We start from the raw sequence: 24,304 nt of genomic DNA on the forward strand, positions 1-24,304 counted from the left end.
GGCGCATGCCGTCGAAGACCACGGAACGCGCCCCCGCCGAGCGGCCGGGGCGCGGGCCCCACCGGCGCGGGCCGTTCGCACGCGGGCCGTTCGGGCGCGGGCCGCTCACGCTGCGGGCCAGGCGGGCGCGCACCGCGTACCTCTTCCTCGCGCCCGCGCTCCTCTTCTTCGCCGTCTTCTACTACGTGCCGATCGCCGACGTCGTCCACACCAGCCTCCACACCGGCCCCCGGGCCGACGAGTTCGACGGCCTCGGGAACTACGTCGACGCCTTCGACGACCCCGCCGCCCGCAACTCCTTCGTCGTGACGCTGCTGTTCACCGTCGGCACCACGGTCGGGGCGATCGTCCTCGGCCTCGGCCTCGCCCTGCTCGTCAACCGGCCGCTGCGCGGGCGCGCGCTGTTCCGGCTGGCGCTGCTGGTGCCGTACCTGACGTCCGTGGCCGTCGTCGGCCTGCTGTGGCGGAACATCCTCGACCCGCAACTCGGCATCCTCAACAGGATGCTGCGGGAGTTCGACCTCCCCACGCAGCAGTGGCTCAACACCGCGCCGCTGACCACCCTCGTCGTGATCACCCTGTGGCAGATCTCCGGCTACACCATGATCCTCTTCCTGGCCGGGCTCCAGGGCATCCCCGAGGTGTACTACGAGGCGGCCTACCTCGACGGCGCGGGCAGCCGGCAGCGGTTCTGGCGGATCACGCTCCCGCTGCTGGCGCCGACCACCCTCTTCGTCGCCGTCATGGCGGTGATCTCCGGCCTCCAGGCGTTCGGGCAGGCCTACATCATCACCAACGGGGGACCGGCCGACAGCACCGACCTGTACGTGTTCCACCTCTTCAACGTGGCGTTCCGCAGCCGGGACTTCGGCTACTCCTCGGCGCTGTCCGTGCTGCTGCTGATCGTCATCATGGTGTTCACCGCACTCCAGATGCGCGCCGGGCGGCGGCGGGAGGTGCGGTACTGATGGACCGGACCGTACGCGTCACCGTCTACACGCTGCTGGTCGTGGCCAGCGCCCTCACCGTCGTACCGCTGCTCTACATGGTCGCGCTGTCCCTCCAGACCGAGGGCGAGACGCTGTCCGGTGAGGCGGTGCTCCTCCCGGAGTCGCCGCAGTGGGGGAACTACGCGACGCTGTTCGAGGAGGCGCCGTTCGCGGACTTCATCGTCAACAGCCTGGTCGTCGCGGGCGGCATCACGCTCGCCCACCTCCTCTTCGACCCGCTGGTCGGCTACGTCTTCGCGAAGTTCGACTTCCCGTTCCGGAACACGCTGTTCGCCGCGATCCTCGCGACGCTGATGATTCCGCTGTTCGTGCGGATGATCCCGCTGTACGTGATGATGTCCGACCTCGGCTGGCTCGACAGCTACCAGGCGCTCGTCACGCCGTTCCTGATGGACGGCTTCGGGATCTTCCTGATGCGGCAGTTCATCCAGCCCGTCCCGGACGACCTCATCGACGCGGGACGGGTGGACGGCGCCTCCGAGTTCGCCATCTACCGGCGGATCGTCCTGCCGCAGACGAAACCCGCGCTGGCCGTGCTGGGGCTCTTCACGTTCACCTTCCAGTGGAACGAGTTCCTGTGGCCGCTCGTCGCCACCAGCAGCGAGGACATGCGGACCATCCCCGTCGGGCTGACCCTCTTCAACCAGGAGCACTTCACGCTCTGGCACCTCACCGCGGCCGGTTCGGTGCTCATGTTCGTGCCGACCGCGCTCATCCTCGTCTTCAGCCAGCGCTACTTCGTCCGCGGGATCGCCCTCACCGGCCTCAAGTGAGCCCGGTCGTGAGCCGTACGGGGGCGGCGCCGGTCAGAAGTACCCCTCGCGTTTCCGGTCTTCCATGGCGGCTTCGGAGAGTTTGTCATCCGCTCGGGTGGCGCCGCGTTCGGTGAGGCGGGAGGCGGTGATTTCGGTGATGACCTTGTCGATGGTGTCGGCGTGGGAGTCGACGGCTCCGGTGCAGGACATGTCGCCGACGGTGCGGTAGCGGACGTGGCGTGTCTGGAGGGTTTCGTGGTCGTGGGGGCCACCCCAGTCGCCGGGGGCGAGCCACATGCCGTGGCGGTGGAAGACCTGGCGGGTGTGGGCGTAGTAGATGGTGGGGAGTTCGATCTTCTCGTGGGCGATGTACTGCCAGACGTCGAGTTCGGTCCAGTTGGAGAGGGGGAAGACGCGGACGTGTTCGCCGGGGGAGTGGCGGCCGTTGTAGAGCTGCCAGAGTTCGGGGCGTTGGCGTCGGGGGTTCCAGGTGCCGAATTCGTCGCGGAGGGAGAAGACGCGTTCTTTGGCGCGGGCTTTTTCCTCGTCGCGGCGTCCGCCGCCGAAGACGGCGTCGAAGCGTTGGGTGGTGATGGTGTCGAGGAGGGGGAGGGTTTGGAGGGGGTTGCGGGTGCCGTCGGGGCGTTCGCGGAGGCGTCCGTCGTCGATGTAGTCCTGGACGTGGGCGATGTGGAGGCGGAGGTTGTGGTGGGCGGCTTGGTGGTCGCGGTGGTGGAGGACTTCGGGGAAGTTGTGTCCGGTGTCGACGTGGAGGAGGGAGAAGGGCAGGGGTGCGGGGGCGAAGGCTTTGAGGGCGAGGTGGAGCATGACGATGGAGTCCTTGCCTCCGGAGTAGAGGATCACGGGGCGTTCGAACTCGCCCGCGACCTCCCGGAAGATGTGGACCGCCTCCGACTCCAACACCTCCAGATGCGACAACCCGTACCGCTCGGCCCCCGCCTGCCCGCCCGCCCCCGAGGCGTGCCCGGAGGGGTCTCCCGCCCGCGCCGCGTCGTCCGTACGGTCGCTGCCGCTCATGCGAGTCCCCTTTCGGCGAGGAGCGCGTGGAGCGCGGACGCCGTGTCGTCGGGTGTGCGGTCGTGCGTCTCGAGGCGCAGGTCGGGGTGCTCCGGGATCTCGTACGGGTCGTCGACACCGGTCAGCCCGGTGAGGTCGCCGGTCGCCTGCCGCGCGTAGAGGCCCTTCACGTCGCGTGTGGAGCAGACGTCGACGGGAGTGGCCACGTGGATCTCCAGGTACGTGGTGCCCGTCTCGTCGTGCCGGTCGCGTACGGCCTGACGGCTGCGGGCGTACGGGGCGATGACGGGGACGAGCGTCTTGACGCCGTGGGAGGCGAGGAGTCGGGCGACGAAACCGATACGTCGCACGTTGGTGTCGCGGTCCTCGGCGGAGAAGCCGAGGCCGGCGGAGAGGAAGGTGCGGATCTCGTCGCCGTCGAGGACCTCGACCCGGTGGCCCTCCTGGGTCAACCGGTCCGCCAGTGCCCGTGCGATCGTCGTCTTCCCCGCGCTGGGCAGACCCGTCAACCACACCGTCGCACCGCGTTCGTGAGCGGGAATCGCCGTATTGTTCGTCATCGCCTCGTCATCGTTCTCGTTCGGTTCCGCCGGGGGCGGCACCCAGCAGTTCGGAGAAGAGACTCTCCCACCGCGGGTGCACCTCAGCGGGAGAGTAGTCCCGTGCCGTCCGGAGGGCGGCGGCGCCCAGCTTCTCGCGCAGCGCGCGGTCGCCCATCAAGCGGCTCATGGCACCGGCGAGGGCCTCCACGTCCTCCGGCGGTACCAGAATCCCCTCCCTCCCGTCCGTCAGCACGTCCGACGGCCCGGTCGGGCAGTCGAAGCCGACCACGGGCAGTCCGTGCGCCATCGCCTCGATCATGACCATCGGCAGCCCCTCGAAACGCGAGCTGAGCACGTACAGCGACGCCTTCGCCAGCTCGTCGTCCAGCCGGGACGTGTGCCCCATGAGGAACACGTGGTTGTAGAGGTGCAATTCCTCGATCAGTGCCCGGAGTTCCCCCTTCCGCTCCCCGACGCCGAAGATCCGCAGCTGCCAGTCGGGATGCCGTTCGACGACCTGCCGGAACGCCGGGAGCAGCAGGTCGAAGCCCTTCTGCGGGTAGAGCCGCCCCGCCGCGACGGCGATCCGGGAGCCGTGGTCGGCGGGCTGCTGGTCCAACGAGTGCACGGCGTTGGGGATCCGTACGACGCGGGTGCGCGGCAGCAGCGCGGCGTACTCCGCCCGGTCCCGTTCGGTCAGCACCGCGACCGCGTCGAACGCCGGGTAGTGCGCCGCGATGGCCTTCCGCACGTCCGCGCGGTGCACGGAGAGGTTCATGTGCTCCTGCGCGACCCGGACCATGCTCCGCGGCGCGTACCGCGCGGCGAGGACGTTCAGCGCGGGACGGGTGGACACCAGCACGTCGCCGGTGGTCTGGCGCAGGTGGCGGGCCACGGTCCGCTCCACGTACCGGTTGAAGTACCGGGCGCCGAACTCGCCCGCCGGGACCAGCTCCGGGCGCGACCGGGCCAGCGCCGCGTCCCGGCGCGCGCCCAGCGCCGCCCGCCAACCCTCCGCCGGGGGCGCGCCGCCCCCGGCGTGCGGGCCCGCGTCGTCCGCGCCGTCCGCCGTGCCGCGCTCGTCGATCAGGCTGGTGACGCGTACCCGCGGGTCCAGCGGGAAGCGGACCTCGTCGCGGTGCCGCAGCACGCTCACCAGCTCGACGTCGTGGCCGCGCGCGACGAGGGCGTTGGCCTGGTTCATGACCGTACGGATGGTGCCGCCGGTGCCGTACGCGTGCAGCAGCAGGTAGCGGATCCTCATCAGTCGACCCACTCCGGGTTCTCGACCTCCCAGTAGTGCGGCGGCACTTCCCCCGAGGCGCACTCGACCGAGAGGTTGTCGCTCACCGTGTAGAACGGCCGGACCACCGTGCCGTACTCGTCGGTCGTCACCGACTGCGCGGGGAACACCATGATCTTCTTCTTGCCGCGGATGTCGTCCAGATGCCGCCCCGCCCGCAACCGCAGCTCACCCGGGCCGGGACCGGACGACAGGTACAGGTCCCAGACGGCCGAGGGCGGCCCGTCCAGCGCCAGGTCGTCCACCGGCAGCGACGCGTCGAAGCGGGCGCCGTCCAGGGGAGCGTCGTAGCGCAGCCGCTCGTCGCCGTGGTCCCGGCGTACGAGCAGCAGCTGCCACGACTCCGCCGCGCCGCCCGGCGTGTGGCCGTGCAGCGCGCCCACGAGCCGGATGCGGCCGTCGCGCGGCCACACCCGTTCGATCTCCGCGTGCGGGCTCATTCGCTGCGGGCGCCCGCCCGGTCGGCGTCGTAGCCCCAGGCGGCGCAGATCTCCCGCAGGTTCTCCGGGACGTCGGCGGCGTCGGGCAGGTCCCGGCCCGGCTGCACGCTGCCGGAACGGATCTTCTCCCGCCAGTCGCCCAGGCCGCGCTGGAGGTCCTGCTTCGGGCGCTTGCCGTACTCCAGCAGGCCCGGCTCCCACTCGATGTCGAGGAAGTCGCAGATGCCCTTCACCGTGGCCGCCGGGTCGTCCGTCAGCTGCTCGTACCGCACGGTGTGCCCGGACAGGCCGCCGCGGGCCCGCTCGACGGCCTTCATGTAGCGCAGGGCGTCCTCCGTGGCGACGTCCAACGGGCGCTTCTCCGGGTCCGACTCGTGCCAGGAGCGGGCGATGGAGGCGGGGTGCCGCAGCAGGAAGACGTAGCGCGCGTCCGGCCAGCAGGCGGCGATGCGCTTCCAGACGAACGCGTTGCTGGGGGTCTTGTCGACGATGAACTCCTTGCCGCTCTTGGCCACTTCACGGTGCAGCACGCGGTCCCAGAGCAGGTGCTCCAGGTCGGGGGTGTCCAGGTCGAGGACGTCCATCGACCGTTTGGCGAGGGACGTCTGGTAGCCCACGGTCAGCCGCCGGATGTGCAGTTCGTGCGGGGCGTGCAGCCGCGAGTGCCCGTCGAGGAGCACCCGGAGGAGTGTCGATCCCGAACGTACGGCGGACATGATGAACACCGGTTTCCGCAGCAGCCGGTCGAGTTCGGGATCGGCCGTCGGCCGGAAGTCGGCCGGTTTGGGGGCCGCGGGTTTCGGCGCGGCCGACGGAGCGCCCGGCTTGGCCACCCTCCGCAGCTCCATGCCGGTGGTCCTGCGCAGGGTCGAGTTCACGGTCCGTCGGAAGTTCATCGTCGAAGGCTAGGCATCGGGCAAAAACCCGGTCAAGCCGGGAACCCTGAGGAAACCATGAACATCAGGCCCGCGGCAGCGTGACCTCGAAGCGGCAGCCGCCGGGCACGTTCCGTACGGTCGCCCGGCCCGCGTGCGCCTCCACGATCCCCCGCACGATCGCCAGCCCCAGCCCCGCCCCGCCGGGCGGCGTACGGGCGTCGGTGCCGCGCCAGCCGGTGTCGAAGACGCGCGGCAGGTCGGCCGCCGGGATGCCGCCGCAGCCGTCCGTGACCGCCAGCACCACGGCGTCGTCCGCCCGGCGGGCCGAGACGGCGACGGTGCCGTCGGCGGGCGTCCGGTGGATGGCGTTGACGAGGAGGTTGGCCAGTACGCGGGTCAGCTCCTTGCCGTCCGCCTCCAGGGGTACGGCCTCCACCCCGTCGTCGGCCAGCCGTACGCCGCGCTCCGCGGCGAGCGGCCCGGCGCCCGCGATCGCGTCGCTCACCAGGTCGTACGCGGAGACGCGGGTGGGGTTGAGGGTCAGTGAACCCGCCTGGATGCGGGAGAGTTCGAAGAGGTCGTTCACCATGGACGTCAGCCGTTCGACCTCGCCGCGTATCTGCCGGTGGTAGCGGCCGGGGTCGTCCGCGACGCCGTCCTCCAGGGCCTCGGCCATCGCCCGCAGCCCGGCCAGCGGGGACCGCAGGTCGTGGGAGATCCAGGCGACCAGCTCGCGCCGCGACGCCTCCAGGGCGCGTTCCCGTTCGTGCGAGACCGCCAGCTTGGTGCTGGCGTCGTCCAACTGGCTTGCCAGCGAGGTGAGTTCGGCGGGCATCGGCGTGGCGGGGCGGGCGAAGCCGCCCCCTTCGCCGAGGGTGTGCGCGGCCCGCTCCAGGTCGCGGTGGCCGCCGATCACCCAGCGGCCGAGCAGCAGCGCCGTCAGCGTCGAGGCGACCGCGGCCACCGCGCACACCGTCGTCACCACGGTCAGGTCGTGCGACGACAGGAACATCGCCCACGCCACCGACAGCGTCCCCGCCAGCATCGACCCCACCGCCACGGTGGTCAGCAGGGCCAGCGACACCGCCATCGAACGGCGGCGCAGCACGCGCAGCGCCACGGCGCCCGCCAGGCCCACGGCGGCGGCGCCCGCCGCCGCGTACAGCGCGATCAGCAGCAGGTCACGCACGGGCGCCGCCCTCCGTACGGGGATCGGGCGCGCCGTGGGGACCGGTGTCCGCGTCCGTGGCGTCACCAGCGTCCGTACCCGCGCCCGTACCGTCGCCGGTGACGGCGTCGAAGCGGTAGCCGACGCCCCACACCGTGCTGATCAGCCGGGGTCGGGCGGGGTCGGCCTCCACCTTGTGCCGCAGCCGCCGCACGTGCACCGTCACCGTGGACAGGTCCCCGAACTCCCAGCCCCAGACGGCCGACATCAGCTCCTCCCGGCTGAACGCGCGCCCCGGATGGCGCAGGAAGTGCGCCAGCAGGTCGAACTCGCGCAGCGTGAGGGCGAGCGGCCCGCGCGCGTCGGACACCGTACGGGCGCCCGGGTCCAACGTGATGCCGCCGCCGTGGAGCCGCGGCCCGTCCGGGTCGGCGGCGCCCGCGCGGCGCAGTACGGCGTCCACGCGCAGGACCAGCTCGCGCGGGCTGAACGGTTTGGTCACGTAGTCGTCCGCGCCGACCTCCAGGCCGAGGACGCGGTCCTCCTCGTCCCCCCGCGCGGTGAGCATCACCACCGGCACCGGTCCGCGTTCCCGCAGCAGTCGGCAGACCCGGAGGCCGTCCAGGCCCGGCAACATCAGGTCGAGCACGACGAGGTCGGGCGGCGCCGCCTCGGCGCGGCGCAGTGCTTCCGGGCCGTCCGCGGCGCGGTCGACGGTGAAACCCGCCCGGTCGAGGTAACCGGCGACGACCTCCGTGACGGTCGGGTCGTCGTCGACCACCAGGACGCGGCGGGGAGGCGAATGCTGCATACGGCCGAGTTTCGCAGGTACCCGGACACCGGCGGCGTCCCCGGGCGCGCGGAGCGGGCGATGTCCGTGTTTCGTAAGGAGGCAGAGTCCGATTGGTCCGAATTGCACTCGTAGGGTGAGGGAGATGACCGACATCCAGCCTCCGTACGGGGACCTCGTGCTCCCCTGCCTCGACGAGGCCGACGCCCTGCCGTGGGTACTCGCCCGCATCCCGGAGGGCTGGCGCCCTCTCGTCGTCGACAACGGCTCCACCGACGGCTCCGCCGACATCGCCCGCGCCCACGGCGCCACCGTGGTGCACGAGCCGCGCCGCGGGTTCGGCGCCGCCTGCCACGCCGGGTTGGAGGCGGCCACGGCGGAACTGGTCGCCTTCTGCGACTGCGACGCCAGCCTCGACCCCGGCGAACTGCCGCGGGTGGCCGCGCCCGTACGCGACGGCGCCGCCGACCTCGTACTGGCCCGCCGCAGGCCCGTCACCCGCGCCGCCTGGCCGCTGCACGCGCGCGCGGGCAACCGGGCGCTGTCCCGCATGGTGCTCGGCCGCACCGGCGTACGCCTGCACGACCTCGGGCCGATGCGCGTCGCGCGCCGCCGCCCGCTGCTCGACCTGGCGCTCACCGACCGGCGCAGCGGCTACCCGCTGCAGACGGTGGTGCGCGCCGCCGACGCGGGATGGCGCATTCAGGAGACGGAGGTCCCGTACCTGCCGCGCACCGGCGTCTCGAAGGTGACCGGCACCTGGCGCGGCACCTTCCAGGCCGTACGCGACATGCGGGCGGTGCTGCGATGACCGGCGGCGTACGGCGTGACAGCGGCGGGCCGGACGACGGCGCGGCGGCCCGCACCGGGCCGGAGGGGCCGACGACGCTGCTCGTACTCGCCAAGGAGCCCGTACCCGGCCGGGTGAAGACCCGGCTCACCCCGCCGTACACACCGGAGCAGGGCGCCGCGCTCGCCGCCGCCGCGCTCGCCGACACCCTCGCGCTGGCCGCCGTCGTACCCGCGCGCCGCAGAGTGCTCGTCCTGGACGGCGCACCGGGCCCGTGGCTGCCCGCGGACGCCGGATTCGAGGTCGTACCGCAGGCGGACGGCGGCCTCGACGCGCGCATCGCCGCCGCCTTCGCGGGGTGCGACGGGCCCGCCCTGCTCCTCGGCATGGACACCCCGCAGCTCACCCCCGGGCTGCTGCGGCCGGTGACCGCGCCGGACGCCTGGGACGGGTGCGACGCGTGGTTCGGCCCGGCGGCGGACGGCGGCTTCTGGGCGCTGGGGCTCGCCGAGCCCGACCCCGCCCTGATCCGGGGCGTGCCGATGTCCGTCGCCCGTACCGGCGCCGTGCAGCGCCGCCGCCTGGTGGACGCCGGGCTGTCCGTACGCGACCTGCCGGTGCTCCGCGACGTGGACACCGCCCGTGACGCGGCGGAGGTCGCGGGGCAGTGCGCCGCCCCGCGCGCGGACGGTGGAACGTACGGCGCGGTGGACGACGGCCACGCGTACGGGGGCGGTACGCGGTTCGCCGCCGCGTACGCGGAACTGCGCCCGGCGGTGGCCCGTTGAGCGCGCCCTCCGGGCCGCAGGCCACGGCCGCGCTCCCCACGGCCGCCGCGCGCGCGGTGCCGCCGGTGCCGCCCGCGCCGTCGGGGGTGCCGTGGCGCGCCGACCCGTACGCGCGGGCCCTGCGGTCCGGGCACGGGCCGCTGTTCCTGCGCCGTCCGGACGGCTGGCTGCTGCCCCTCGACGTGGAACGGTGGTGCGCCCGCGCGGACGCCGCCGACCTCACCGTGCTGCGGCACTGCGCGGGCGCGGTGCTGGACATCGGCTGCGGCCCCGGCCGCATGGTCGCCGCGCTGGCCCGCTGGGGCAGCCCCGTGCTGGGCATCGACACCTCGCCCGCGGCCGTCGCCCGTACGCGCCGCCACGGCGTGGACGCCCTGTGCCGCTCCGTCTTCGAGACGCTGCCGGCCGAAGGACGGTGGGGGAGCGCGCTGCTCGTCGACGGGAACATCGGCATCGGCGGCGACCCCGCCGCGCTGCTGGCCCGGGTCGGTGAACTCCTCACCCCCGGCGGCCTGTTGCTCGCCGAGGCGATGCCCGGGGACGCGTCGCTCGCCGACGTGGACGAACGGGTGGAGGTACGCCTCGACGACGGTACGGGCGGCCACGGACCGGCGTTCCCGTGGGCGCGGATCGGCGGCGCCGCGCTCAAGCGCCGCGCGGAGTCGGCGGGTTGGACGGTCGGCGCGCAGTGGTCGGCGCACGGCCGTACGTTCCTGGCACTGCGACGCTGAACGCGCTCCGCGCGCGCGGTGGGTACGGAATCACCGCGCGCGCGGAGCGCGACCTCATCCGCGCGGTCGCCGGGGACGGCGTCGCACCCGCCGCCGGGCGCGCCCCGGGAGCGTGCCCAGCGCGTGGCCGAGGGCGGCCAGCCGCGCCCGGTACGCGGGGGCCCGCAGGGCGGACAGCGCCACGGTGACGGCGAGGGTGAGGGCCAGCAGCAGAAGCCAGTTGGCCGTGTAGTCCAGCGGCAGCACCGTCGGATTGCGGCTCTCCCCCTGGCGCAGCATCATCGGCACGGCCACCAACGTCAGGCACCCGCCCACGAGCAGCCCGCCGCGCACCACACCGTACGAGCCACCGCCGTACGGTGCGGTGCCGCCCGTACCGACGCCCGTACGGGCTCCGGGTCCCCGGCGCCCGTACGCCCACCGCAGCACCGCCCCCGCCAGCAGCACCAGCGGCGCCAGCACGCCGTCGTGCGCCACCAGCGCGCCCACCATCCACCGCAGCAGGTCCGGCACCGTGCCCGCGCGGGTCTCCGCCACCAGCAGCCACCCGCCGAAGCCCAGCAGCGCCACCCCTGCCGTCCCCGTCACCCAGCGCAGCGCGCTCATCCCAGCACCTCGATCCGTTCGACCCACTTCGTCTGGAGCACGCCCGGCCGGTTCGGCGCGATGATCCGCGCCGGATAGCCGTGGTCGGCGCTCAGCACACGGCCGTTGAGCCGCAGCGCGAGCAGCGTCAGCGGGTCGCGCGCGTACGACGCGCCCATCTCCGTCACCCCGTACGCGCCCGCCCGCTGGAGCGACACGATGCGCAGCCGCGCGTCGTGCGGCGCGCCCGCGCGGTCCAGCAGGTCGCTCAGGCGCACGCCCTCCCAGTCGGCGGACGCGCTCCAGCCCTCGACGCAGGCGATCGGCAGCCGTACCGACCGCTGCGGCAGCCGGGCCAGTTCGGGGCGGGAGAGGGTGTACGGGCGCGGGCCCGCCACCCGGAGCCGCCAGTCGCGTACGGCGGCGGGCGAGACGCGGGCCTGCGCGGCGGTGCGGTTCACCGGGAGGCCCTGCGTGCCGTGGTCGGGGTGGCGCGGCGCGAGGAGGTCCAGCGGGCGCAGCGGGGTGAACGTCTGCCCGGCGGTGACGGCCGTGACCGCGCCGACGGCGGCGCCGACGCCGAGCAGCAGGGACCGGCGGTCTGGCGCGTCCTCGGCGGGCAGCTCCCGGGTGCCGGGCGACCGCCGGCTCCAGTGCGCGGCGATCTCGGGCGCCTTGACGGCCAGATGCAGCAGCAGCGCGCCCAGCAGCACCCACGCCAGCGCCCAGTGCACCTGCCGGAAGGAGAACGGCCACGGGTACCACTGCACGGTGTTGAGCAGCCCGAGGAACAGCTGGAGCAGCGCCGAGGACACCAGCACCGCCACCGACAGCCGCTCCAGGGCGTGCCGGACACCGCGTACGGGCGGCACGGTGAACAGCCGCGGGTACACCGTCCAGAGCTTCGCCAGCAGCAGCGGCACCGCCGCGATGCCGGTGGCGACGTGCAGGCCCTGGTTGAGGCGGTAGCCCCACACCGGCCGGGTGGGGAGCCGGTTCGCGAGGCCGCCCGGCGGTTCCTGGAGGACGTGGCTGAGCACCCCGGTGACGAAGCAGACCAGTACGGCGGCGCCGAGCCACCGTCCGACGGCGGTGGCGGTACGGGGGTCGTGCAGCCGTCCGCGGAACCGCGGGGGCTTCAACCGTGTGAGCGTCGCGGGGAGCCGCGACGGAGGGACGTGTCTCATCCCTCCATCCCACCCCCTACCGGGGCCGGAACCGAGGTGCGGCGTGCTTACGGAACGCGGACATCCCTCCGCGCGTGGACGCGGAAGGGCAGCGCGACGGGCCGTCGACAGGCGCGACGGGAAGTGCCCCTCCGCGCGCGCGGACGCGGCCCGCACGCCGCGGTCCGTATGCCACCGCCCGTAGGCCACAGCCGTACGCCGCCGTCCGTACGCTCACCAGCCCGTGACCAGCAGGTGGTTGATCGTCAGCGCGCCCACCGCCTGCGCGGCCAGCCAGTAGCGGCTGCCGCGCTCCGGCAGCAGCGCCGCCGCCGGGATCAGCCACAGCGTGAACGGCAGCCAGATCCGTTCCGTCTCCGCCTTGCTCATGCCGGACAGGTCCGCCGCCAGCACGGCGCACACCGCGCCCGCGACCAGCAGGGCCAGCGCCGCGTCCCCCCGCGCGGGCTCCCTCCGCAGCCCGCGTACGGCGCCGGGCAGTGCCACTCCCGCGTGCCGCAGGGCGGCCGCCGTGGCGACGCCGACGACGGCGACGTTGGCGGCCAGGTTCGCCCAGACGAAGTACCCGTACGGGCGCACTCCCGCGGCCCCTTCGTAGTACCGCCCGACGAGCACCGAGTACCCCTCCGGCCACCAGAAGCCCGCCGCCGTGAACGTGGCCACCCACGGCACCATCCCCAGCAGCACGTACGGCACCGGGCGGAGCGTACGGGCGGCGGCCAGCACGCCGAGACAGACCGGTGCCATCAGCAGCAGCCCGTACGACAGGTAGCAGGCGCCGCCGAGCAGCAGCCCGGCACCCAGCGCGGCGGCACGCGGCGACCGGGTGCGCCCGGTGGCCGCGAGCGCCAGCAGCGCGACGGCCCACGCGGTGACGCCGGTGAACCAGCCGTCGGCCGAGACGGCCTGCCACACGGCCGCCGGTGCCAGCACCGTGAACGGCGCCGCCCGCCGCGCCGTCTCCTCCCCGCACAGCGCGCGGAGCGTCACCAGCACGGCGACGGCCGCCGTCGACGCCGCCGTGACGCACCAGGCGGCGGCCCACGCGCCACCGCCCAGCCCGATCCGGTCCAGGCCGACGAACGTCAGCAGCGCGCCCGGCGGATGGCCCGCCACATGGGCGGGCCAGTTGTCCGGCCCGTACGGGATGCGGTCGGTGAACGTCCGCAGCGCGGCACCCACGTCGTCCACGCCGCCGACGGCCTGGAGGTACTCGTACTTCGTCGTCAGCCGCTCCGCCACGCCCCGCTGCCAGCCGTCCACGAGGGCCAGCGACCACAGCCACGCGCTCGACCCGGCCCACCCCGCGAGCAGCAGTCGGCGCCAGCGCAGCCGACGGGCGAGCACCGGACCGTACGCCACCGTCAGCACCGCGAAGGCCAGCGCGGCGGGCGTACCGGGGCCCACGTGCGGCAGCCAGTACGCGTACAGGGGCGGCCAGCGCAGGCGCAGTGAACCCTCCGCGTCCTCGATGTGCCGCCCCACGAGCAGGGCGGCGGCGAACAGCAGGACGGCTGCGGAGGCGGCGTACAGATCCCGCCGGGTCGTTCTCACCGGGCCACCGTAGGGCGCGGAACCGCCCGCCCGGCGCCGCCGCCGCGAGACGTCACCGTGCCGTCAGATCCGCGCCCCGGGGCGGCGGCCCATCCCGGCGCCCGACAGCGCCCGGCGGCGGCCGGGACCGGAGCGCGGCGGACCGTACGAGCCGCCGGGGAGGACGCCGACATGGACACGGGGCGGGGCGCGTTGCATGATCAAACAGCTCAGCAGCCGACCAGGTGCAGCGCACCACGCGCACGGGGGTCATACGTACCACCGCGCGCCGGGACCGAAAGGGAACACATGCCGCTCCTCGACCTGCCGTGGGAAGCACTGCGCAGCTACCGGCCGGACGTGACCCCGCCGGAGGACTTCGACCGCTTCTGGGAGGAGACGCTCGCGGAGGCGCGCACGGCGGGCGAGACCGCCCCGCCCGCCGAGTACCGGCCGCTGGCCGACTCGCCGCTGCGCACCGTCGAGGCGTACGACGTGCGCTTCCCCGGCTGGGACGGCCAGCCGGTCGCGGCGTGGCTGCTGCTGCCGCGCGGCGAGCCCGCGCCGCTGCCCGCGGTCGTCACGTACATCGGCTACAGCGGCGGCCGGGGACTGCACACGGAGCACCTGCTGTGGAGCGCCGCCGGGTACGCGCACCTCGTCGTCGACAGCCGTGGCCAGGGCCACGACACCCCCGACCCCGACCCGGTGCCCAGCCCGCAGTACGTCGGCGGGTTCATGACCCGCGGCATCGAGGACCCCCGGCACCACTACTACCGGCGGCTGATGGCCGACTGCGTACGCGCGGTGGACGCCCTCCGCGTGCACCCCGCCGTCGACCCCGAGCGGATCGTCGTCCAGGGCGCGAGCCAGGGCGGGGGACTCGCCCTCGCCGTCGCCGGACTCGCCGGGGAGGAGGTCGCGGCGGCGCTGGTCGACGTGCCGTTCCTCAGCCACATGCGGCGCGGCACGGAGCTGGCCACCGCCGGACCGTACCCGGAGATCGTGCACTACCTCGGCGTGCACCGGCGCGTCGACCCGGAGCCGGTGTTCCGCACCCTCTCCTACTTCGACGGCCTGCACTTCGCGCCGCGAGCGGCGGCACCGGCGCTGTTCAGCGTGGGCCTGATGGACCCCAGCTGCCCGCCGTCCACCGTCTTCGCGGCGTACAACCGCTACGCGGGGGAGCGGAAGGACATCACCGTATGGGAGTTCGGCGACCACGGCGGCGGTCGCGGCTCGCAGCCCGAGGAGCAGCTGCGGTGGCTGCACGAGGCGGGCCTGGGCGCCGGGCCCGGCGCGGACTGACCGGGCGGACCGACCCGGCGGCGGCCGAGGCGCCTGGACCGGGCGCACGTGGTCCGGGTGTACGTGGCCCGGGCGTACGCGTGCCGGTGGTCCGACGCGGGGCTCAGGCGCCGCCGTTGAGGAGCCGCGTGATCTCCTCCGACGCCCTACGGGCGGCGGTGCGCACGTCCGCGCCGCGCAGTACGGCGGTCTGGTACGTCTTCAGCGGGTTGTCCGCCTCCAGGTCACCCCAGTGCGGCGACGCCGGGGTGGCGTGGCCGTTCTCCGCGGCCTCCGCCATCGCGGCGGTGCCCGGTTCCCGCTCCAACGCCTCGGTCAGGCGGGCCTTGTTGGGGACGAAGCTCATGGTGTTCGCCATGCGCTGCTGCCAGCCGTCCGAGGCGAGGAGGCGGATGAAGTCGTAGCCCTCCTCCCGCGCGTCGCTCCTCTCCGGCATGATCAGCACCGAACCGCCGGTGAACACGCTGCCCGGCGTCCCCGCCCGCTTGCCGGGCACGGGGAAGAAGCCGAGCTTGCCCGCGAGTTCCGGATTGGCGTCGGTGATGAGCTTCGCGGAACCCGGCACGGCGACCAGTTGCGCGACGTCCTTCCGCGCGAAGACCTCCAGTTCGTCGGGGTGGGCCTCGTCGGCCGCCGCGTCGGCGTCGCCGTACCCCTGGAGGCGGGCGTAGAACTCCATCCCGCGCACCGCCTCGGGCGAGTCCACGTCGCCCGCCCACCTGCCGCTGCGCTCCACGGCCAGTTCGCCGCCCTCGTCCCAGACGAAGCCCGCGAGCACGTACCAGTTGCGGCCCGGCAGGTAGATCCCCTGCTGCCCCTCCGGCTCGTCCAGGCGCTCGGTCGCCTCCAGCCACTCCTCGCGGTCGCGGGGCGGCGCGTCGACGCCCGCCTTCTCGAAGAGGTCCTTGCGGTAGATCACGACGCGGTTGGCGGCGTAGAAGGGCACCCCGAACTGGTAGCCGTCGACCTGCCCGGACGACGCCATCGCGTCGATCCAGTCGTCGCCGCCGAGTTCGGCGAACTCCGTGGTGAAGTTCCGTACGCCGCCCGCCTCCACGTACTCGGCGACCTGCGTGTTGCCGACCTCGATGACGTCCGGGCCGTCGTCCGAACGGAGCGCCCGGTGCACCTTCTTGTCGATCCCCGGCCACTCGTGCACCGTCACGTGCGCCTTCGCGCCGGGGTTGCGCGACTCGAAGTCACGGACGAAGTCGTCTGTGAACTCCTCGGTCAGGCTGCCCTTCATGAGCCACACCTCGACGGTCCGCGTCCCACCGCCCGGATCGGACAGCGTGCCGCAGCCCGCGAGGAGCAGCAGCGCCAGCGCGCATAAGAGGGAACGCCGGACCGTCGGCGCGCTGCGCGTGCGGAGGCGCGGACCGGACCGGTGCGGCATGCGGGCACCCCTTCGGGAGGTCCTGCGGGAGACCTGAGGCGTACGGCCATGCGTGGGTTTTCGGGACCCCGAAGCTCGCACGGACCCGTGCGACGGTCAAGGGGGTGCGCCCCGCGAATCGCCCGCCGTCCGCGGCGGGTTCCCTCCGCCTGCGGCAAGTCCGCGCTCCGCGCGCGCGGAGCGCGGAGAACACGTACGGAGGGACACGTTCCGCGCACGGAGCCGCAGCGGGTCGGCCCCCTGCGTCTCACGCCGAACCGGGCAGCCTCTCCGCCGCCGTGCCGACCGTGACGCCGAGGACGAGCAGCACACCGCTGACGTAGACCTCGTAACCGTCCAGGAAACCGATCCGATGGGTGAGCGCCCACAGGTCGAACGCCCCGTCGGTGAACGTGTGCAGCAGGCCGCCGACGCCCTGGCAGACCAGGACGAACGACAGGGCGCCGAGGAGACTCTTCATGCCGCGAGGCTAGGAGCCTCCCGCCCGCGCCCGGTATCGGTCGGCGGCAGCGGCACGTCCGACGAAAGTCGCGCCCGGCGGGGGGCGTTGTCATCCCTCCGTACAGAGTCGCGTACGGACGTGTGCGGCACGGGGCGCGTCCCCCCGCGCGGAACGTAGATTCGCCCGTGTGCGCCGTACACCCCGCGAGTGGTTCGCCGACATCAGCCTGTGCCTGTGCGCCGCGGGCTTCTCCGTCCTCACCTTCGACTCCGTCGTCCCGCACGGGCAGTCACCCGCCGTCCTCCTCCTCGACCAGCTGGCGGGCGGCCTCGCCTGCGCGGCGCTGTTCCTGCGCCGCCGCTGGCCGGTGCACCTCGCGGTGGCGCTGCTGGTGGCGGGGACCGTGTCGCACTTCATCACCGGCCCCGCCCTCGTCGCCCTGTTCACCGTGGCGACCTGCCGCCCGCCGCGCGTCACCGCCCGGCTGGCGGTGCTGGCGTTCGCGCCGTTCCCGGTGTTCCTCGCGCAGGGCCCCGACCTGGGGCGGCCCGCGACGGCCTCCGCCATCACGTACTTCGCGCTGGTGGCCGCGACGTTCGGCTGGGGGCTGTACGTGCGCTCCCGTCGCGAGCTGGTCCGGTCGCTGCACGCGCGCGCGGAGCAGGCGGCGGACGAGGCGCGGCGCCAGGCGCGCGAGGACATCGCCCGCGAGATGCACGACGTGCTCGCGCACCGGCTGTCGCTGCTGAGCGTCCACGCGGGGGCTCTGGAGTTCAACCCGGGCGCCCCCGAGGCGGAGGTGCGCCGCGCGGCCGGGGTCATCCGCGACAGCGCGCACCAGGCGTTGGAGGACATGCGGGAGATCATCGGGGTGCTGCGCGGCGAGGGCGACGGTGGCCGCCCGCAGCCCGTGCTCGCGGACCTGACGCGGCTCGCCGACGAGTCCCGCGCGGCGGGCGCCCGCGTCACCCTGGACCAGCGCGTCGCGCGTCCCGAGGACGTCCCGGCGCTCACCGGCCGTACGGCGTACCGCGTCGCGCAGGAGGGGCTGACGAACGCCCGCAAGCACGCGCCGGACGCGGAGGTGACCGTCACCGTCAGCGGCGGACCCCACCAGGGCCTCACGGTCGAGCTGCGGAACGCCGCGCCGCCCGCCCCGGCCGCCGCCCGCGACACCGACGCCGAATCCGGTCTGCCGGGCGGCATCCCGGGCGGCGGGCAGGGGCTGATCGGGCTCGCCGAACGCACCCGGCTGGTCGGCGGCGAGCTGGAACACGGCCGTACCGGCGCCGACTTCACGCTCCGCGCCTGGCTACCGTGGCGCGCATGACCATCAGCGTCCTCCTCGTCGACGACGACCCCCTGGTACGCGCCGGGCTCAGGCTCATGCTCGGCGGCGTCCCCGACATCGAGATCACGGGGGAGGCCGCGGACGGCTCCGAGGTGCCGCACCTCGTGGACCGGCTCGCGCCCGACGTGGTCCTCATGGACATCCGCATGCCGGACGTGGACGGGCTCACCGCCACCGAGGCGCTCCGTGCCCGCCCCGACCCGCCGGAGATCGTCGTCCTCACCACCTTCGACGCCGACGCGCACGTGCTGCGCGCGCTGCGTGCCGGAGCGGCGGGTTTCCTTCTCAAGGACACCCCGCCCGCCGACATCGTCGCCGCCGTGCGCAAGGTCGCCGCGGGCGACCCGGCGCTGTCACCGGCCGTCACCCGGCAGTTGATCCGGCACGTGGCCGGTTCCGGCCGGGACACCCGCCGCTCCCGCGCGGCGACCGCGCTGGGCTCCCTCGGCGCGCGGGAACGGGAGGTGGCGCTCGCCGTCGGGCGCGGCGGGTCGAACGCGGAGATCGCGCGCGGACTCCACATGAGCCTCCCCACCGTCAAGACGCACGTGTCCCGCATCCTCGCCAAGCTGGGCCTGAACAACAGGGTCCAGATCGCGCTGCTCGTGCACGACGCCGGGCTCCTGGAGAACGGCGCGTAACGGCGGAGGGCCGGGGAGTCCGTACGCGGGAATCCGCGGCGGGTACGAGCGCGTTGACGGGCGCATGGACCCCCAGCCCACGCCGTCGCCCACCCCGCACCCGTACACCCCGCGCGCCACCCGCTACTCCGTCCTCGACCGCTCCCTCGTCCGCGAGGGCGACCGGCCGGACGTGGTGCTGCGCGAGACCGTACGCTTCGCGCGGCAGGTGGAGGAGCTGGGCTACCACCGGTTCTGGGTGTCCGAGCACCACGGCGTGCCCGGCGTGGCCGGTTCCGCGCCGACCGTGCTGGCCGCCGCCGTGGCCTCCGCGACCGACCGGATCAGGGTCGGTACGGGCGGGGTGATGCTGCCCAACCACCGGCCGCTGGTCGTGGCGGAGCAGTTCGGGGTGCTGGAGTCGCTGTTCCCCGGGCGCGTCGACATGGGCCTCGGCCGCAGTGTCGGCTTCACCGGAGGCGTACGGCGTGCCCTGGGCGCGGAGAAGGAGGCGGCCGACCGCTTCGGGGAGCAACTCACCGAACTGCTCGGCTACTTCCACGGCACCGGCGACGTCACCGCGCTGCCCGCCGACGGCCTGCGGGTCCCCGCATTCGTCCTGGCCACCGGGGCGGGCGCGGACGTCGCCGCCGCGCACGGCCTGCCGCTGGTGATCGGCGGCCCCGCGCGCGACACGGAGCGGACGCGTGCCGCGATCGACCGCTACCGCGCCGCGTTCCGCGCCCCCGACGACGACGCTCCCGGTGCCGCCGCCCGCCGCCCGTACGTGGTCGTCGCCGTCAACGCGGCCGTCGCGGCCACCCGCGCCCGCGCCGAACCGCTCCAGATACCCGAGGCGTGGTCGACGGCCGTCTCCCGTACGCGCGGCGTCTTCGCGCCCCTCGCCACCGCCGCGCGGGTCCTCGCGCACGACATGACCGCGCGGGAGCGGCGCTTCTTCGAGGAGGCCCGCGCGGGCCAGCTGTACGGGACCGCCGACGAGGTGGTCGGGGAACTGGAGCGCGTCGTACGGGAGACGGGCGCGGACGAGGTGCTGCTCGCCCTCAACACGCACGACCCGGCGGACCGGCTCGACTCCTACCGGCGCCTGTCCGCCCGCCTGGGGCTCGGCGGCGTCCCGTACGGGGCCGGGGCGTACGGCGGCGCGGCGTCCCGTACGCCCGTCCCCGGCGCGCTCGGCGCCCCCGTCAGCGCGGCCTGATGCCGCGCGCCACCCCCAGCTCCACCAGGTCCTGCGGGCGCAGCCGGAGCTGGTCGGCCGTCGTACGGACGTCGTCCGCGCCGCGCTTGAGGATGGCGGCGGCGGACTCGGGGGCGATCACCGAGAAGTAGCTGTCCGGCGTGACCCAGGTACGGCCGGGCGCCGCCAGCGCCAGCGCGCCGCCCGAACCGCCCTCGCCGACGACGAGCGTGGTGACCGGCACGGGGCTGGTCGCCACCGCGTCGAAGCACTCCGCGATGGCGGCCCCGGCACCGGCCCGTTCGGCCTCCGCGTCGTTCGCGGCGCCCGGCGTGTCCACGAGCGTGAGCACCGGGACGCCCAGCCGCCCCGCCAGCCGGATCAGCCGCGCCGCCGTACGGAACCCGGCCGGGCGGGTCGGGGTGCCGCACTGGGCGGCGTACGCGACGGTCGTACCGTCCGGCAGGCGCCCGAAGCCGCAGCGCACCCCGTCGTCGGTGCCGCCGCAACGGTCCCCGCCGAGGTCCTCGCGGAGCGTGAAGTGCGCGTCGAGGTACGCGTCCGCGCGCGGTCGTCGCGGCGCCCGCGCGCGCGTCACCGCGTCCCAGCCCGACGCGGGCAGGTCCGCGTCGTCGCCGAGCGCACGCGGCGGCTCGGCGGCCGCACACCCCGCACCACCCCCGCCCGCACCGCCCCCGAGCAGCCCCAGCCAGCGCCCCAGCGCGCCGCGCAGCTCCCCGTACGGCACGATCCGGTCGATGTGGCCAGCCGCCAGCTGGCTCTCCGCCGTGTACGCGTACGGGTCGGCGTCCGGCGGCCGTACGCGCGACCCCGCGAAGCCCACCTGCGCCTCCGGCAGCGCCAAGACGACGTCGGCGCCCGTGCCGAGTGTGGCCCAGCCGCCGCCGGTCGCCGGGTCGCGCAGCACCGCCGTCTGCGGCAGCCCGGCGGCCCGCGTCAGCGCGGACTGCCGTGCCACACGCTGGAGTTGGGTGAGGGCGAGCATGCCCTCCTGCATCCGGCTGCCGCCCGTGGCGATGAGCGACACCACCGGCAGCCGCCGCGCGCGGGCCGCCGCGTGGGCGGCCTCGATTCGGTCGCCGGTCCGCTCCCCGAGGGAGCCGCCCAGGAAGCCGAACTCGAAGGCCAGCAGCACCGCCTCGGTCCCGCCGACCCGCGCGGTGCCGCACACCACCGACTCGGACTCGCCGGTACGGGCGGCCGCGCGCGCCCGCGCCTCGCCGTAGCCCGCCCAGCCCAGCGGCCCGTCCCCGGCGTCCCCGGCGGGGAGTCCCGCCGCCGGGTCCGGCAGTTCGACGAAGTCGTCGCTGAGGGCGGCGACGACCGCGCGCGCGGACGGCCGCTCAGGCACGGAGGGCCCGTTTCAGCACCTTGCCCATGTCGTTGCGTGGCAGTTCGTCGCGGAAGCGGACGGTGCGCGGCCGCTTGTGCGGGGCGAGTTGGGCGGCCACGTGGTCGGCGAGCGCCTCCGGTTCCGGAGGGCTTCCGGTGTCGGCGGGCACGACCCAGGCGACCACCCGTTCACCGAGGTCCGGGTCCGGCTCGCCGGTCACGGCCACCTCGGCCACCTGCGGGTGTTCGAGGAGGACGTTCTCGATCTCACCGGCGCCGATCTTGTAGCCGCCGCTCTTGATCAGGTCCGTGGCCTTCCGTCCGACGATGCGCACCGCGCCGTGCGCGTCCCGTGTCGCCATGTCGCCCGTACGGAACCAGCCGCCGTCCGCGAACGCCTCACGCGTCGCGTCCGGCCGGTTCAGGTACTCGGTGAAGAGGTTCGCGCCGCGCACCTGGATCTCGCCCACGCTCTCCCCGTCCGCCGGAACGGTGTCCGCGCCGGCCTCGTCGACCAGGCGCAGCTCGACGCCTGGCATGGGCACGCCCACGCTGCCGGTGGGGCTGTCGCCGTCCACGCGCACGCTGGTGTTCATCAGCGTCTCGGTCATCCCGTAGCGCTCGACGATCCGCTGCCCGGTGGCGTCCGTCAGCCGCTGGTGGTCGCTCAGCGGCAGCGCCGCCGAGCCCGACACCAGCAGCCGCGCGCCGGAGAGCGCGGCGGCGAGCGCCGGGTCGTCGCCCACGGCCTCCGCCAGCCGGTGGTACATCGTGGGCACGCCGAAGAACATCGTGCCGTCACCCGCCAGTTCGGCCGCGACGGCCTCCGTCCCGAACCGGCCCAGGTGGTGCACGGCGCCGCCGCGCCGCAGCGGCCCCAGCACGCCGAGGACGAGCCCGTGCACGTGGAACAGCGGCAGCGCGTGCACCAGCACGTCCCGTTCCGTCCACCGCCAGGTGTCCGCGAGCCCGTCCAGGGTGTGCGCGAGGGCGCGGCGCGGCAGGACGACGCCCTTGGGCGGGCCGGTGGTGCCGGAGGTGTAGATGATCAGCGCGGTGGCCTCGCCGTCCGGCTCCGGCGGCAGCTCCACCGGGCGGGTGGCGCCCGTACCGGTGGCGGGCGGCGTGCCGGTGACGTCCGTACGGGGCAGCGCCGCCAGCTCGGCGGGCAGCTCCGCGTCGGGGGCGGCGAGCACGGTCGCGGGCGCGCTGTCGGCCACGATGTGCGCCAGTTCCCGCCCGCCGGTACGGGGGTTGACGGGCACGGCGGGGACGCCCGCCAGCAGCGCGGCGACGACGCCGACGGCGGTCTCCAGGGTGGGCGTCGCCCAGACGGCGACACGGCCCGCGGTACGGATGCGGTCCGCCAACGGGGCCGCCGCACCGGCCAGTTCGGCGTAGGTCAGCGCGCGTTCGCCGAAGCGGAGCGCCGTGTGCGGCGCGGCCTCGCGGACCGCGGGGAAGAGCGGGGTCACCCGTGCTCCTTCGCTCTCTGGCATCCGGGCGGCCCGGTGGCTGCCCACGTCGGGTCAGCATCTCACCCGGCGCGCGCCCGGCGGGTGCGGGGCGGTCCGCGGGGGAGCGGGGGCGGGGCGTGCGCCCGTAAAGTAAGGAAACTTTCCTGTCACTCTTGACGGAGGCGGGAAACCTCCCTAGCTTTCACGCCACCCCTCCGCACCAACGGGCCGTCGCACCACACCACTTCCCCCGAGCCCCGCGATGCCGCGGACACCCCGTCCACGGTGCGGAGACGGCGCCACCCGGTCGCTTCGACACACCCGGCCCGTACGACACCACCGTCCCCCCACAGCACGTCCTTCCCCACAGAGGAGGCACCACCGATGCACCAACGCGTACTCCGCCGACGGAGCCTGCCGTGGCTCGCGCTCGCGGCAGTCCTCTCGCTCGGCCTCGTCCTCACCCTCCAGGGCCGCTTCCAGGCCAGCGCCGGCACCGACGGCGTCAGCGGCCCGGACCGCACCGGCGCCCGCGCCGCCGCGCCCGCCGGCTCGGCCGTGGCCGAGAACGGCGCGCTCAGCGTCTGCGGCGAGAAGCTGTGCAACGAGCAGGGGCAGGCCGTCCAGCTCCGGGGCATGAGCACGCACGGCACGCAGTGGTACGCGAACTGCGTCACCGACGGTTCCCTCGACGTCCTCGCGAACGACTGGGGCGCGGACGTCCTGCGCGTCTCCACGTACGTCCAGGAGGGCGGCTACGAGACGGACCCGGAGGGCTTCACCCGACTCGCCCAGGAGATCGTCGACAAGGCGATCGACCGGGGCATGTACGCGGTCATCGACTGGCACCAGCTGACCCCGGGCGACCCGAACGCCAACACCGAGCTGGCGAAGCGCTTCCTGACCGACATGGCGACCCGCTACGCGGACCAGCCCAACGTGTTCTACGAGATCGCCAACGAGCCCAACGGCGTCGGCTGGGAGTCCGTCAAGTCGTACGCCGAGGAGGTCATCCCGGTCGTCCGCGAGCACGACCCGGACGGCGTCGTGCTCGTCGGCACCCGCGCCTGGTCCTCGCTCGGCGTGTCCGACGGCGCGGACGAGTCGGAGATCGTGAACAACCCGGTGAACGCGGACAACATCATGTACACGTTCCACTTCTACGCGGCGTCCCACGACGACGAGTACCTGGACACCCTGTCCCGCGCGGCCGACAGCCTGCCGATGTTCGTCACCGAGTTCGGCACGCAGGACTCCGCGGGCGAGGGCGGCAACGACTTCGACATGGCGCAGCGCTACCTCGACCTGATGACCGAGAAGAACATCTCCTGGACCAACTGGAACTTCTCGGACGACGAGCGCTCCGGCGCCGTCTTCAACCCCGGCAGCTGCGACTCCGGCGACTACGGCGACCTCAAGGAAGCCGGCAGCTGGATCCGCGACCGCATCCGCGGCTGACCCTCCCGCCCCGGCCGCCGTGCCGGGGACACCCACGCGGCGGATCGCGCACACGCGCGGTCCGCCGCGCGTGTGCGCGGTGGCCGCTGCCCGCGGGGCCGATGGCCTCCCTCCGCGGTCTCGGTGCCCTCCGCGCGCGCGGAGGGCGCCAAGCGTGCGGAAGGAGGGCACTTCCGCCCC

General features: G+C 74.4%; 23 protein-coding genes and 1 pseudogene. 10 read left to right on the forward strand and 14 right to left on the reverse strand.

Features of this window, described 5'->3' with window-relative positions:
- The first annotated feature begins 5 nt into the window (after window positions 1–5).
- Both D7M15_RS27145 and D7M15_RS27150 read left to right on the forward strand, forming a co-directional pair.
- A complete protein-coding gene (locus tag D7M15_RS27145; protein WP_206337432.1) occupies window positions 6–968 on the forward strand; it encodes a sugar ABC transporter permease in 963 nt (320 codons plus the stop codon).
- Window positions 968–1,783, forward strand: a complete 816-nt coding sequence (locus D7M15_RS27150; protein ID WP_121519898.1) for a carbohydrate ABC transporter permease — start codon at window positions 968–970, stop codon at window positions 1,781–1,783. The genes D7M15_RS27145 and D7M15_RS27150 overlap by 1 nt, the downstream gene beginning before the upstream one ends.
- A gap of 33 nt (window positions 1,784–1,816) precedes the next feature.
- Here D7M15_RS27150 and cysD read toward each other — a convergent pair whose 3' ends face one another.
- From cysD to D7M15_RS27180, 7 genes are all read right to left on the reverse strand, one after another.
- Window positions 1,817–2,803 (reverse strand): sulfate adenylyltransferase subunit CysD, encoded by a 987-nt coding sequence (gene cysD, locus D7M15_RS27155; RefSeq protein ID WP_121519899.1) that lies wholly within the window; start codon window positions 2,801–2,803, stop codon window positions 1,817–1,819.
- Window positions 2,800–3,363, reverse strand: a complete 564-nt coding sequence (cysC, locus tag D7M15_RS27160) for an adenylyl-sulfate kinase (protein ID WP_121521511.1) — start codon at window positions 3,361–3,363, stop codon at window positions 2,800–2,802. The genes cysD and cysC overlap by 4 nt, the downstream gene beginning before the upstream one ends.
- Before the next feature lie 7 nt (window positions 3,364–3,370).
- Window positions 3,371–4,609 (reverse strand): glycosyltransferase family 4 protein, encoded by a 1,239-nt coding sequence (locus D7M15_RS27165; protein WP_121519900.1) that lies wholly within the window; start codon window positions 4,607–4,609, stop codon window positions 3,371–3,373.
- A complete protein-coding gene (locus D7M15_RS29275; RefSeq protein WP_165906338.1) occupies window positions 4,609–5,088 on the reverse strand; it encodes a hypothetical protein in 480 nt (159 codons plus the stop codon). The genes D7M15_RS27165 and D7M15_RS29275 overlap by 1 nt, the downstream gene beginning before the upstream one ends.
- The gene (locus D7M15_RS27170) at window positions 5,085–5,984 is read right to left on the reverse strand and encodes a sulfotransferase (protein ID WP_165906339.1); all 900 of its coding nucleotides are present in this window, start codon (window positions 5,982–5,984) and stop codon (window positions 5,085–5,087) included. The genes D7M15_RS29275 and D7M15_RS27170 overlap by 4 nt, the downstream gene beginning before the upstream one ends.
- 64 nt (window positions 5,985–6,048) lie before the next feature.
- Complete coding sequence (locus D7M15_RS27175; RefSeq protein WP_121519901.1) at window positions 6,049–7,155, reverse strand: HAMP domain-containing sensor histidine kinase; 1,107 nt, start codon at window positions 7,153–7,155, stop codon at window positions 6,049–6,051.
- Window positions 7,148–7,945, reverse strand: a complete 798-nt coding sequence (locus tag D7M15_RS27180) for a response regulator transcription factor (RefSeq protein WP_121519902.1) — start codon at window positions 7,943–7,945, stop codon at window positions 7,148–7,150. The genes D7M15_RS27175 and D7M15_RS27180 overlap by 8 nt, the downstream gene beginning before the upstream one ends.
- A 124-nt stretch (window positions 7,946–8,069) precedes the next feature.
- On the opposite strand from D7M15_RS27180, the gene D7M15_RS27185 reads away from it, so the two are divergent.
- From D7M15_RS27185 to D7M15_RS27195, 3 genes and pseudogenes are all read left to right on the forward strand, one after another.
- Window positions 8,070–8,735 (forward strand): glycosyltransferase family 2 protein, encoded by a 666-nt coding sequence (locus tag D7M15_RS27185; protein ID WP_121519903.1) that lies wholly within the window; start codon window positions 8,070–8,072, stop codon window positions 8,733–8,735.
- Window positions 8,732–9,502 carry a DUF2064 domain-containing protein gene (locus D7M15_RS27190; protein WP_121519904.1) on the forward strand — a complete coding sequence of 257 codons (771 nt, stop codon included), beginning with the start codon at window positions 8,732–8,734 and terminating at the stop codon, window positions 9,500–9,502. The genes D7M15_RS27185 and D7M15_RS27190 overlap by 4 nt, the downstream gene beginning before the upstream one ends.
- Window positions 9,503–9,558: 56 nt before the next feature.
- A pseudogene (locus D7M15_RS27195) lies at window positions 9,559–10,230 on the forward strand (class I SAM-dependent methyltransferase); the annotation flags it as partial.
- Between the two features lie 57 nt (window positions 10,231–10,287).
- Here the strand turns inward: D7M15_RS27195 and D7M15_RS27200 are convergent.
- The 3 genes from D7M15_RS27200 to D7M15_RS27210 form a co-directional block, all read right to left on the reverse strand.
- Window positions 10,288–10,839, reverse strand: a complete 552-nt coding sequence (locus D7M15_RS27200) for a hypothetical protein (RefSeq protein WP_121519906.1) — start codon at window positions 10,837–10,839, stop codon at window positions 10,288–10,290.
- Complete coding sequence (locus tag D7M15_RS27205) at window positions 10,836–12,005, reverse strand: molybdopterin-dependent oxidoreductase (protein ID WP_121519907.1); 1,170 nt, start codon at window positions 12,003–12,005, stop codon at window positions 10,836–10,838. The genes D7M15_RS27200 and D7M15_RS27205 overlap by 4 nt, the downstream gene beginning before the upstream one ends.
- A gap of 213 nt (window positions 12,006–12,218) precedes the next feature.
- Complete coding sequence (locus tag D7M15_RS27210; RefSeq protein ID WP_121519908.1) at window positions 12,219–13,559, reverse strand: hypothetical protein; 1,341 nt, start codon at window positions 13,557–13,559, stop codon at window positions 12,219–12,221.
- A gap of 288 nt (window positions 13,560–13,847) precedes the next feature.
- Between D7M15_RS27210 and D7M15_RS27215 the strand changes: the two genes are divergently transcribed.
- Window positions 13,848–14,846 carry an alpha/beta fold hydrolase gene (locus tag D7M15_RS27215; RefSeq protein ID WP_121519909.1) on the forward strand — a complete coding sequence of 333 codons (999 nt, stop codon included), beginning with the start codon at window positions 13,848–13,850 and terminating at the stop codon, window positions 14,844–14,846.
- 103 nt (window positions 14,847–14,949) lie between these two features.
- Here the strand turns inward: D7M15_RS27215 and D7M15_RS27220 are convergent, their stop codons facing one another.
- Window positions 14,950–16,242, reverse strand: coding sequence for an extracellular solute-binding protein (locus D7M15_RS27220; protein ID WP_121519910.1), 1,293 nt, complete (start codon window positions 16,240–16,242; stop codon window positions 14,950–14,952).
- 247 nt (window positions 16,243–16,489) lie between these two features.
- A complete protein-coding gene (locus D7M15_RS27225; protein ID WP_121519911.1) occupies window positions 16,490–16,702 on the reverse strand; it encodes a hypothetical protein in 213 nt (70 codons plus the stop codon).
- Window positions 16,703–16,871: 169 nt separating this feature from the next.
- Here D7M15_RS27225 and D7M15_RS27230 point away from each other — a divergent pair, with 169 nt between their 5' ends.
- The 3 genes from D7M15_RS27230 to D7M15_RS27240 all read left to right on the forward strand — a co-directional run bounded on the left by D7M15_RS27230 (window position 16,872) and on the right by D7M15_RS27240 (window position 19,877).
- The gene (locus D7M15_RS27230; RefSeq protein WP_121519912.1) at window positions 16,872–18,014 is read left to right on the forward strand and encodes a histidine kinase; all 1,143 of its coding nucleotides are present in this window, start codon (window positions 16,872–16,874) and stop codon (window positions 18,012–18,014) included.
- The gene (locus D7M15_RS27235) at window positions 18,011–18,676 is read left to right on the forward strand and encodes a response regulator transcription factor (protein ID WP_121521513.1); all 666 of its coding nucleotides are present in this window, start codon (window positions 18,011–18,013) and stop codon (window positions 18,674–18,676) included. Before D7M15_RS27230 ends, D7M15_RS27235 begins: the two co-directional genes overlap by 4 nt.
- Window positions 18,677–18,740: 64 nt before the next feature.
- Window positions 18,741–19,877: an MsnO8 family LLM class oxidoreductase gene (locus tag D7M15_RS27240; protein ID WP_121519913.1), complete on the forward strand. Its 1,137-nt coding sequence runs from the start codon at window positions 18,741–18,743 to the stop codon at window positions 19,875–19,877.
- Here D7M15_RS27240 and D7M15_RS27245 read toward each other — a convergent pair.
- Together D7M15_RS27245 and D7M15_RS27250 are read right to left on the reverse strand one after the other, a co-directional pair.
- Entirely contained in the window at window positions 19,864–21,228 is a 1,365-nt protein-coding gene (locus tag D7M15_RS27245; protein ID WP_121519914.1) for a carboxyl transferase domain-containing protein, read from the reverse strand. The genes D7M15_RS27240 and D7M15_RS27245 overlap by 14 nt on opposite strands.
- A complete protein-coding gene (locus D7M15_RS27250) occupies window positions 21,221–22,684 on the reverse strand; it encodes an acyl-CoA synthetase (protein WP_121519915.1) in 1,464 nt (487 codons plus the stop codon). Before D7M15_RS27250 ends, D7M15_RS27245 begins: the two co-directional genes overlap by 8 nt.
- A gap of 366 nt (window positions 22,685–23,050) precedes the next feature.
- Between D7M15_RS27250 and D7M15_RS27255 the strand changes: the two genes are divergently transcribed.
- Window positions 23,051–24,124: a glycoside hydrolase family 5 protein gene (locus tag D7M15_RS27255; protein WP_121519916.1), complete on the forward strand. Its 1,074-nt coding sequence runs from the start codon at window positions 23,051–23,053 to the stop codon at window positions 24,122–24,124.
- Window positions 24,125–24,304 lie beyond the last annotated feature (180 nt).

This window comes from Streptomyces sp. Z26, from assembly GCF_003665095.1.
In the GTDB taxonomy this organism is placed as follows: domain Bacteria; phylum Actinomycetota; class Actinomycetes; order Streptomycetales; family Streptomycetaceae; genus Streptomyces; species Streptomyces phytohabitans.